Origin of the sequence: Janthinobacterium darwini (genome assembly GCF_051380905.1) — a bacterium.
GTDB lineage: Bacteria > Pseudomonadota > Gammaproteobacteria > Burkholderiales > Burkholderiaceae_D > Janthinobacterium.
Genome location: NZ_JBNYXX010000006.1, coordinates 254,475 through 263,164 on the forward strand (window position 1 = coordinate 254,475; position 8,690 = coordinate 263,164).

The 8,690-nt window shown below is 59.6% G+C and carries 9 protein-coding genes and 1 rRNA gene; 4 read left to right on the forward strand and 6 right to left on the reverse strand.

Going from position 1 to position 8,690, the window contains the following annotated elements; all coding sequences use genetic code 11:
• Position 1: 1 nt before the first annotated feature.
• From gshB to ACQ4WZ_RS25710, 5 genes are all read right to left on the reverse strand, one after another.
• Positions 2 to 970 carry a glutathione synthase gene (gshB, locus tag ACQ4WZ_RS25690; RefSeq protein WP_133988707.1) on the reverse strand — a complete coding sequence of 323 codons (969 nt, stop codon included), beginning with the start codon at positions 968 to 970 and terminating at the stop codon, positions 2 to 4.
• Positions 971 to 1,067: 97 nt separating this feature from the next.
• On the reverse strand, positions 1,068 to 2,366 hold the full coding sequence (gshA, locus tag ACQ4WZ_RS25695) for a glutamate--cysteine ligase (protein ID WP_101483765.1): 1,299 nt from the start codon (positions 2,364 to 2,366) through the stop codon (positions 1,068 to 1,070).
• 204 nt (positions 2,367 to 2,570) lie between these two features.
• Positions 2,571 to 4,106: an ammonium transporter gene (locus tag ACQ4WZ_RS25700; RefSeq protein WP_436574798.1), complete on the reverse strand. Its 1,536-nt coding sequence runs from the start codon at positions 4,104 to 4,106 to the stop codon at positions 2,571 to 2,573.
• A gap of 11 nt (positions 4,107 to 4,117) precedes the next feature.
• Positions 4,118 to 4,456, reverse strand: a complete 339-nt coding sequence (locus ACQ4WZ_RS25705; protein WP_010393464.1) for a P-II family nitrogen regulator — start codon at positions 4,454 to 4,456, stop codon at positions 4,118 to 4,120.
• An 11-nt stretch (positions 4,457 to 4,467) separates the two neighbouring features.
• Entirely contained in the window at positions 4,468 to 5,235 is a 768-nt protein-coding gene (locus tag ACQ4WZ_RS25710) for a TorF family putative porin (RefSeq protein ID WP_101483763.1), read from the reverse strand.
• A 269-nt stretch (positions 5,236 to 5,504) separates the two neighbouring features.
• Between ACQ4WZ_RS25710 and ACQ4WZ_RS25715 the strand changes: the two genes are divergently transcribed.
• The 4 genes from ACQ4WZ_RS25715 to ACQ4WZ_RS25730 all read left to right on the forward strand — a co-directional run bounded on the left by ACQ4WZ_RS25715 (position 5,505) and on the right by ACQ4WZ_RS25730 (position 8,520).
• Entirely contained in the window at positions 5,505 to 5,753 is a 249-nt protein-coding gene (locus ACQ4WZ_RS25715) for an accessory factor UbiK family protein (RefSeq protein ID WP_035824443.1), read from the forward strand.
• 111 nt (positions 5,754 to 5,864) lie between these two features.
• Positions 5,865 to 7,385: a YifB family Mg chelatase-like AAA ATPase gene (locus tag ACQ4WZ_RS25720; protein WP_133988709.1), complete on the forward strand. Its 1,521-nt coding sequence runs from the start codon at positions 5,865 to 5,867 to the stop codon at positions 7,383 to 7,385.
• Between the two features lie 64 nt (positions 7,386 to 7,449).
• Positions 7,450 to 7,995: a hypothetical protein gene (locus ACQ4WZ_RS25725; protein WP_436574799.1), complete on the forward strand. Its 546-nt coding sequence runs from the start codon at positions 7,450 to 7,452 to the stop codon at positions 7,993 to 7,995.
• Positions 7,996 to 8,175: 180 nt separating this feature from the next.
• Entirely contained in the window at positions 8,176 to 8,520 is a 345-nt protein-coding gene (locus ACQ4WZ_RS25730) for a DUF1840 domain-containing protein (RefSeq protein ID WP_133988711.1), read from the forward strand.
• 60 nt (positions 8,521 to 8,580) lie between these two features.
• Here ACQ4WZ_RS25730 and rrf read toward each other — a convergent pair.
• Positions 8,581 to 8,690: ribosomal RNA gene (gene rrf, locus ACQ4WZ_RS25735) — 5S ribosomal RNA — on the reverse strand; the annotation flags it as partial.

The following is an 8,690-nucleotide window of genomic DNA, read 5'->3' on the forward strand; positions in this document are numbered from 1 at the left end:
GTCATTTCACCTTCTGGCGCTGCTGCGCTTGTGCGACGCCATGTTCGACGGCGTCGACAAACATGGCCGCCACGTCAAAACCCGTCTGCTGCATGATTTCCTGGAAGCAGGTCGGGCTGGTGACATTGACTTCCGTCAGATAGTCGCCGATCACATCCAATCCTACCAGCATCAGGCCACGCGCGGCCAGGATCGGGCCCAGCTTTTCTGCTATTTCCAGATCGCGCGCCGTCAAGGGCTGCGCCACGCCCGTTCCACCGGCCGCCAGGTTGCCGCGTACTTCGCCCGCCTGCGGGATGCGCGCCAGCGAAAATGGCACCGGCTTGCCGCCGATGACGAGGATGCGCTTGTCGCCCTTGACGATGTCGGCAATGAAACGCTGCGCCATGATGGTTTGCGCGCCGTTCTCGCTCAAGGTCTCGATGATGGCGCCCAGGTTCAGGCCATCGGCCTTGACGCGGAAGATGCCCGTGCCGCCCATGCCGTCGAGGGGCTTGAAGATGACGTCCTGGTGCTTGGCGTGGAAGGCGCGCAGGCGCGCTTCATTCGACGTCACCAGGGTGGGCGAAGTGAATTCGGAAAACTGGGCGATGGCCAGCTTTTCATTGTTGTCGCGGATGGCGGACGGCTTGTTGAAGACATGCGCGCCCTGCTTTTCCGCCAGTTCCAGCAGATACGTGCCGTACACGTATTCCATGTCGAACGGCGGGTCCTTGCGTTCGATGATGGCGTCCAGGGCCGACAGGCGCACTTCCTCGCGCGAGACAACCTTGTACCAGTCGTGCTCGTCGCCGGTCAGCTCGATGTGCTGCACATGGGCCGTGACGATGCCCTCTTCCAGCGCCATGTCCTTCTGCTCGAAGGCGTAGACGGCGTGGCCGCGTTTGGCCGCTTCGCGCATCATGGCGAAAGTGGAATCTTTGTAAGTCTTGAAGCCTGCCAGCGGGTCGGCAAGGAATGCAATTTTCATGGTGCGTCCAATCGGGGAGCCTGGATAAGGAATGCTTGATTCTAGCCGAGATCGCCAGGCGCAGTAGTCACCGCGCCCGGCAAGCTGCTGGGATCGATCAATACACCTCGGGATTCGGGTCCGTGCGCTCCATTTCCAGCGATGCAGCCAACAAGGCCAGTCGCGCCACCACGCCATACACATAGAAGCGGTTCGGCGCGGCCGTGCCCGGCTTGGCCTTCAAGTCCGGCACGGCATGCTGCTGGGCAAACGCCAGCGGCACGTACTGCGAACCGGGCGCGTTCAGGTTCTGGTCCACGCCCCGCTCCGCGTGCACGCGATAGAAACCGCCCACCACGTAGCGGTCGATCATGTAGACAACAGGCTCGGCCACGGCATCCTTGATGCTTTCAAACGTGGGCACGCCTTCCTGGATGATGACGTCGGTGACGACTTTGCCGTCCTTGACGATGGACATCTTGTCGCGCTGCTTGCGCGACAAGTCGCGCACTTCGCTGGCGTCGCGCACCGTCATGATGCCCGTGCCATACGTGCCCGCATCGGGCTTGACGATGACGAAGGGCTTTTCCTTGATGCCGTATTCCTTGTATTTCTTGCGGATCTTGGCCAGCAGCACGTCGACGCTGGCGGCCAGCGCATCTTCGCCCTCGCCTTCCTGGAAGTTGACGTCACTGCACTTGGCGTGAAACGGGTTGAGCATCCATGGATCGACATCGATCATCTTGCCGAATTTTTTCACCACCTCATCGTAGGCCGTGTAGTGGTTGCTCTTGCGGCGCAGGGCCCAGCCCGCGTGCAAAGGCGGCAGCAGGCTTTGTTCATGAATATTTTGCAAGATATCGGGGATGCCGTCCGACAAGTCGTTATTCAGCAAGATCGTGCACGGATCGAAATCCTTCAAGCCCAGGCGGCGGCCGTTATTCAGGCGCACGAGCGGCTCGATGACGAGCATGTTGCCATCTGGCAACGCCAGCGGTGTCGGCTGGGTGATCTCGGGCGACCACGAGCCCAGGCGCACGTGCAGTCCCGTCTGGCGGAAGATCTGCATCAATCGCGCCACGTTTTGCAAGTATTGCGGCGTGGTGTTGTGCAATTCCGGCACCATCAGCAGGTTGCGGGCGTCCGGGCAATACTTGTCGATGGCAGCCATGGCCGCCTGCACTGACAAGGGCAGCATTTCCGTGGCGAGGTTATGAAAACCGCCGGGGAACAAATTGGTATCGACGGGCGCCAGCTTGTAGCCCGCATTACGCAAATCCACCGAGCAATAGAAGGGCGGCGTGTGCTCTTGCCACTCCATGCGGAACCAGCGCTCAATGGCCGGCGTCGCGGCCAGAATCTTTTTTTCGAGGTCGAGCAGCGGTCCGGTCAGGGCCGTGACGAGATGGGGAACCATAGTTACATCCTTAAATTATGTGCAGTATTCAAAAAAGCACACAGAACTGCCGACTATATTACCGTGTAAGTACCCCAAATCGGGGCAAAAGCCTTGTTTTAAAGACCTTTTCCATTCCCACAACGAAAAAAAGGCACCTCAAAGAGGCGCCTTTTCAAGCCTAGCATGCCGCGCCGGGGCGCTGACATGCCAGATCATTATCATTTAGCCATGATATGCCTGTTCGCCATGGCTGGTGATATCGAGGCCTTCGCGCTCTTCTTCTTCCGGTACGCGCAGGCCGATGACGATGTCGACCAGCTTATACGCGATGAGGGAGACCACGGCCGACCAGATGATGGTGGTGCCGACCGCTTGCGCCTGCACCCATACCTGGTGTCCGATCGAATACGGGTCAGCCGACATCTTGTTGGTGACATAGTCGAAGATGCCTTGACCGCCCAGTTGTGGTGCAGCAAACACACCCGTCAACAAGGCACCCAGGATACCGCCCACGCCATGCACGCCAAACACGTCGAGCGAATCGTCGGCGCCGATCAGGCGTTTCAGGCCGTTCACGCCCCACAGGCAGATGACACCGGCCAGCAAGCCGATGACCAGGCCGCCCATCGGGCCGACAAAGCCCGCCGCCGGGGTGATCGCCACCAGGCCGGCAACGGCGCCCGATGCGCCACCGAGCATGGATGGCTTGCCTTTGCTGATCCACTCGCCAAATACCCACGACAGGGTGGCGGCAGCAGTTGCCAGCAGTGTGTTGACGAAGGCCAGGGCCGCCACATCGCCCGCTTCCAGCGAGGAACCGGCATTGAAACCGAACCAGCCCACCCACAACAGGGAGGCGCCGATCATGGTCATCGTCAGCGAGTGCGGCGCCATCGATTCACGGCCGTAGCCAACGCGCTTGCCGATCATGATCGCGCCCACCAGGCCCGCGACAGCGGCATTGATGTGCACCACGGTGCCGCCGGCGAAGTCCAGCGCGCCTTTTTGCCAGATCCAGCCAGCCTTCAGGGCTTCGCTGGCTGAGGTAGCGGCATTCGTGATCAGGTCAGGACCGGTCCAGAACCACACCATGTGGGCGGCCGGCAGGTAGGCGAACGTGAACCACAGCACGACGAAGGCCAGCACGGCGGCAAACTTTGCGCGCTCGGCAAAGGCGCCGACGATCAGTGCGCACGTGATGGCGGCAAACGTGCCCTGGAAAGCCACGAAGACGAACTCGGGAATGACGACGCCCTTGCTGAAGGTGGCGGCGGCGGCAAACGTGCCCTTGGCCGGATCCCAGATGCCGTTCAGGAACAGGCGGTCGAAGCCACCGAAGAAGGCGGTTTTTTCCGTGAAGGCGATCGAGTAGCCATAAATACACCACAGCACGATCACCAGCGCGAACACCATGAACACTTGCATCAGCACCGACAGCATGTTCTTCGACCGCACCAGGCCGCCGTAGAACAGGGCCAGGCCGGGGATGGTCATCAAAATCACCAGCAAGGTACTGATCATCATGAAGCTGGTATCGCCCTTGTTGGCGACGGGCGCAGCTGCTGGCGCGGCAGCTGCCGGTGCCGGAGCGGTAGCTGCGGGCGCTGCGTCAGGAACCGGCGTCACGGCGGGAGCGGCGACGACAGTAGTCGTGGCCTCTTCCGCCTTGGCGGGGGCATCGGCAAAGCTCGGCGTGGCAAGGCCAAAAGCACACAGACAGGCTATCCCAGCGAGCAATTTTGTTATATTTTTACGCATCAATATTCCCCTTAGAGCGCTTCGTTGCCGGTTTCACCGGTACGGATGCGGATGACTTGTTCCAGGTTGTAGACGAAGATCTTGCCATCGCCGATTTTACCGGTACGCGCGGCACCTTCGATCGCTTCAATGGCCTGGTCGACAATGGCGTCATCCACGGCCGCTTCAATCTTGGTTTTTGGCAAGAAATCGACGACATACTCAGCGCCACGGTAGAGTTCCGTGTGACCTTTCTGGCGACCAAACCCTTTGACTTCGGTGACGGTAATGCCTTGCACATTGATAGCCGACAAGGCTTCGCGCACTTCGTCCAGTTTGAACGGTTTAATGATTGCTGTAATCATTTTCATGGCATTCTCGCTTAAAAGGTTTTGGACACGGTCAGCACGAGACCGGATTTCGCCAGGTTCTTGCCATTCGGCGCCAGCGAAGTGATATTGGCTTTGACGTAGGCCAGGGCGACTGTTGCCACGCCGAAATCCTTGGTGACACCCAGCTTGTAATCGGTATAGCTGAGGGCATCGTTGTGCTCGACCTTCTGACGGCCCACATGCAGGTTCAGCAGATAACCTTCGTATACATCGATATTCGCGCCCACATCGAGGTAGCCGCTGTTCTTGCTGTCAGCCACGCCAAACAGATTGGTCGTCGAGTGCGAGTACTTGATGTAGGCCGGACCATAGCCGAGCTGGCCATACAGCTCGAAGGTGTTCGCGTTGGTGCTCAGCCCATTCGAGGGATAGAAGTAGTACAGGCCGCCCACATCGTAGGTGAAGTCCTTGCTGATCTCGCCACGCTTGCCGCCGTAGATATCCCATTCCAGGTTGGTATCGCCGCCGCCGTCCTTGATCCATTTGATGCTCGACAGCCAGGTGCCTACATACAGGCCCGTCGGATTGTGGGTGTAGTCGGCACCACCGCTGATGGCAGGATCGAGTCGACTTTGCGAGATCCCACGGTAACGATAGTCGCTGGTCAGCGCCACGTTATAGCTCACCACGTTATCAGGTACGGCTTCGGCCGCAGCAGGCGCTGCCACTGCATCCTGGGCCATGGCGCTACCGCACACGGCGGTCATGGCCAGCGTCAACGCTGCTACTAAAGTCATGTTCTTGGACAGATTCTTCATGGCGATTCCCTTTTATTGAACTTTTAAAGCGGTTGAGGTTTAAAATCTTGGCTGGAGATCACAAAGCGTTCATAGCTTCTTTAGCAGAATACGTGCCAGCTCTCTTGCCACCTTGACAGGTGCATTTCCGTCCATACATACCCTGCAAGCCGCCAGGACTGCGCTAATGGACTGCTGAAGCACAATGAACCGCCCAGTTTCGCACCAGATTAACGCCGCTGTGCACCGCAATGGTGCGATGCACAGGCCGCACCATAAAAGGACTGACCATGGACATGAATACCTTCTTTAACGACTTGCAAGGCAAGATCCATCAAGCCATCGAAAACTCGCCTGCCAAGGATATCGAGAAAAACGTGAAATCGATGATGACCCAGGGCTTCGCCCGTCTCGATCTCGTCACGCGCGAGGAATTCGATATCCAGGCACAAGTGCTGGCCAAGACCCGCGCCAAGCTGGACGCACTGGAATTGCGCCTGATCGAACTGGAAACGCGCCTGAACGACCCAAAGGCATAAAGTACCGCCAGCAAGGTCGCGTTATTGACAACCTTGCTGGCATACCTCAAGCCTGACACCTTTTCAAGGACTAGACTGATCCTGACCGCGCCCGCGCTAAAGGGGAGTCTGATGAGTCTGGCCGTCCTGAAAAGCCGCGCCCTGGCCGGCATGGAGGCACCCGAGGTAAGTGTCGAAGTCCACCTTGCCAATGGCTTGCCCTCCTTTACGATAGTCGGCCTGCCGGACACCGAAGTGAAGGAATCGCGCGACCGCGTCCGTGCCGCGCTGCAAAACTGTGGCTTTGACATGCCGGCGCGGCGCATTACGGCAAATCTGGCGCCTGCGGACCTGCCCAAGGAATCGGGCCGCTTCGACTTGCCCATTGCGCTGGGCATCCTGGCCGCCTCCGGCCAGTTGCCAGGCGACCAATTACACCATTACGAATTCGCGGGTGAACTGTCGCTATCGGGACAGCTCCGCCCCATCCGTGGCGCACTGGCCATGACCTTTGCCATGCAGCGCAGCCAGGCTGGCGCGCCACGCGCCTTCATCCTGCCGCAGGCGAACGCGGACGAGGCGGCGCTGGTCAGTGATGCCTGCATCTATCCCGCCCACAGCCTGCTCGAGGTCTGCGCCCATTTTGCCGCGCATGCCAGCAAGACCGCGCTGCAGCGCCATCAGCCCGTGCTGGCAGCGCAGGTTTTTGCGTATCCCGACTTTGCTGACGTACAGGGGCAGCAGCAGGCGCGGCGCGCACTGGAGGTAGCGGCCGCAGGCGGCCATAACGTGCTGATGGTGGGGCCACCGGGCGCGGGCAAAACCATGCTGGCCAGCCGCTTCCCCGGCGTGCTGCCGCCCATGAGCGATGAAGAGGCGCTGGAATCGGCCGCCGTGCATTCCCTGAGCGGCCACTTCAAGGTGGAACACTGGAAACGTCGTCCCTATCGTGCCCCGCACCAGACGGCGTCCGGCGTGGCCCTGGTGGGTGGCGGCAACGTGCCGCGCCCGGGAGAAATCTCGCTGGCCCACTGCGGCGTGTTGTTTCTCGATGAAATCGCCGAATTCCAGCGCCGGGTACTCGATGTCTTGCGCCAGCCCATGGAATCGGGCGTCATCAGCATTTCGCGCGCGGCCCGCCAGGCCGAATTTCCTGCCCGCTTTCAGTTGATCGCCGCCATGAATCCCTGCCCATGCGGCTATCTGGGCCACGCTTCCGGCCGCTGCCGCTGCACACCGGACGCCGTGCTGCGCTATCACAGTCGCCTGTCCGGCCCGCTGCTCGACCGTATCGACTTGCAAATCGAAGTTGCCGCCATGCCGCCTGCGGCGCTGGGCAGGCACGCAGGCGCTGGCGAAAGCACGCAAGCCATCGCCACCCGGGTGGCGGCAGCCTTTGCTCTGCAATTGGCACGCCAGGGGAAAGCAAACCAGCACCTGAGCAGCATGGAAATCGAACAACATTGTCATCTGGAAATACATGGTGAGCAGTTGCTGCATGGCGCCATGTCCCGCCTGCACTGGTCGGCACGCACCTACCACCGGGTACTGCGCGTGGCACGCAGCATCGCAGACCTGGCGGGCAGCCCCGCTATCACGCAGCCGCATGTCGCCGAAGCGATCCAGTACCGGCGCGTGCTGCGCGAGATATAAAGCGGCCAGTGACCGCCACACGTGCGCGATTGCGCGTGATTGGCGGCACTGCTACCATCTGCTGATGAAAAAACCATCACTTGCCCTCTTCCTTGCCATGCTCGCTACAGCCTGCACGCTGGCCGCCTGCAGTCCGAAATTCGACTGGCGCGACTATCGCAGCCCCGACGCCCAGTTCACGGCCCTGTTTCCAGGCAAGCCGGCCGTGCTGACGCGCGAGATCGATCTCGATGGCAAGAAAGTCAGCCTGACCATGACAGCGAGCGAAATCGATGGCAATACCTTCGCCATCGGCAGCGCGGTGCTCGACAGCGCAGAACAGGCGCAAGCTGCCCTGCCCGCCATGCAGACAGTTCTGTTGAAAAATATCAACGGCACCGTGCGCAGCGAAAAAACCGCATCGGCGGCCAGCAGCACTGCTTCCGGAACGCGCCAGCGCACTTCGCTCAGCATCGAGGCGAGCGGCACGCAGCAAGGCAAGCCTGTCTTGCTGGTCGGCCGTTTCGTGGCACAGGACAAGCACATCTTCCAGATCATCATTCTCGGTGAAGAGCGCAAGCTGTCGCGTGACACCATCGACACTTTCATGGATTCAGTGAAACTGGATTGAGACTTAATGATCGCTTAAACAGGCAGCTGCCTGGAGCAGCCGCCCTTGTAAATACGTGTGCTGTCCAACAGATAGCCCTATCCGGCTCGCAAATGCGTCATCCGGGCAATCGGACAGCCTGTGCAATATTTCAAGTCGTGATATTGTTTCGACACTAACAACAAGTTTCAGAAAGCGCTTATGTTGATCTCATTCAAATCCAAATCCTCCCCTGAAGTGCTGATGTACCAGGAACATGCCCAGCGTATCCTCGACATCCTGCACAAAAACCCCACCCGCGGCGTGATCACGCCGATGGAAGCGGGAGATGCCCTGGCCTTGCTGGAAAAGGAAGTCGCGGAAAGCAAACTGCATCCGGAGAACGACATCGAACACGATGCGCATACGCCTGAATCGCTGGAAGATGGCGAAACGGGCACCCATGCGCGCGCACAGAAAGTGCATTTTTCGCAGCGTGCCTACCCATTGATGGAAATGCTGCGCTCAGCCAAGGCGGAAGGTGAAAGCATCACCTGGGGCATCTAGTTCGATGAACACTGAAGACGAAAAAAAACCCCGCGCACGCGGGGTTTTTTTATATAACAAGCCTGACGATAACCTACTTTCACACTGGTTGCAGCACTATCATCGGCGCAAAGTTGTTTCACGGTCCTGTTCGGGATGGGAAGGGGTGGGACCAACTTGCTATGGTCATC

Bases quoted from the DNA above. Each gene is read 5' to 3' on its own strand.
- ACQ4WZ_RS25710 (WP_101483763.1), bottom strand. From the start codon at position 5,235: ATGAAGAATCTGTCCAAGAACATGACTTTAGTAGCAGCGTTGACGCTG.
- ACQ4WZ_RS25700 (WP_436574798.1), bottom strand. From the start codon at position 4,106: ATGCGTAAAAATATAACAAAATTGCTCGCTGGGATAGCCTGTCTGTGT.
- ACQ4WZ_RS25705 (WP_010393464.1), bottom strand. From the start codon at position 4,456: ATGAAAATGATTACAGCAATCATTAAACCGTTCAAACTGGACGAAGTG.
- gshA (WP_101483765.1), bottom strand. From the start codon at position 2,366: ATGGTTCCCCATCTCGTCACGGCCCTGACCGGACCGCTGCTCGACCTC.
- ACQ4WZ_RS25720 (WP_133988709.1), top strand. From the start codon at position 5,865: ATGAGTCTGGCCGTCCTGAAAAGCCGCGCCCTGGCCGGCATGGAGGCA.
- ACQ4WZ_RS25715 (WP_035824443.1), top strand. From the start codon at position 5,505: ATGGACATGAATACCTTCTTTAACGACTTGCAAGGCAAGATCCATCAA.
- ACQ4WZ_RS25725 (WP_436574799.1), top strand. From the start codon at position 7,450: ATGAAAAAACCATCACTTGCCCTCTTCCTTGCCATGCTCGCTACAGCC.
- ACQ4WZ_RS25730 (WP_133988711.1), top strand. From the start codon at position 8,176: ATGTTGATCTCATTCAAATCCAAATCCTCCCCTGAAGTGCTGATGTAC.
- gshB (WP_133988707.1), bottom strand. From the start codon at position 970: ATGAAAATTGCATTCCTTGCCGACCCGCTGGCAGGCTTCAAGACTTAC.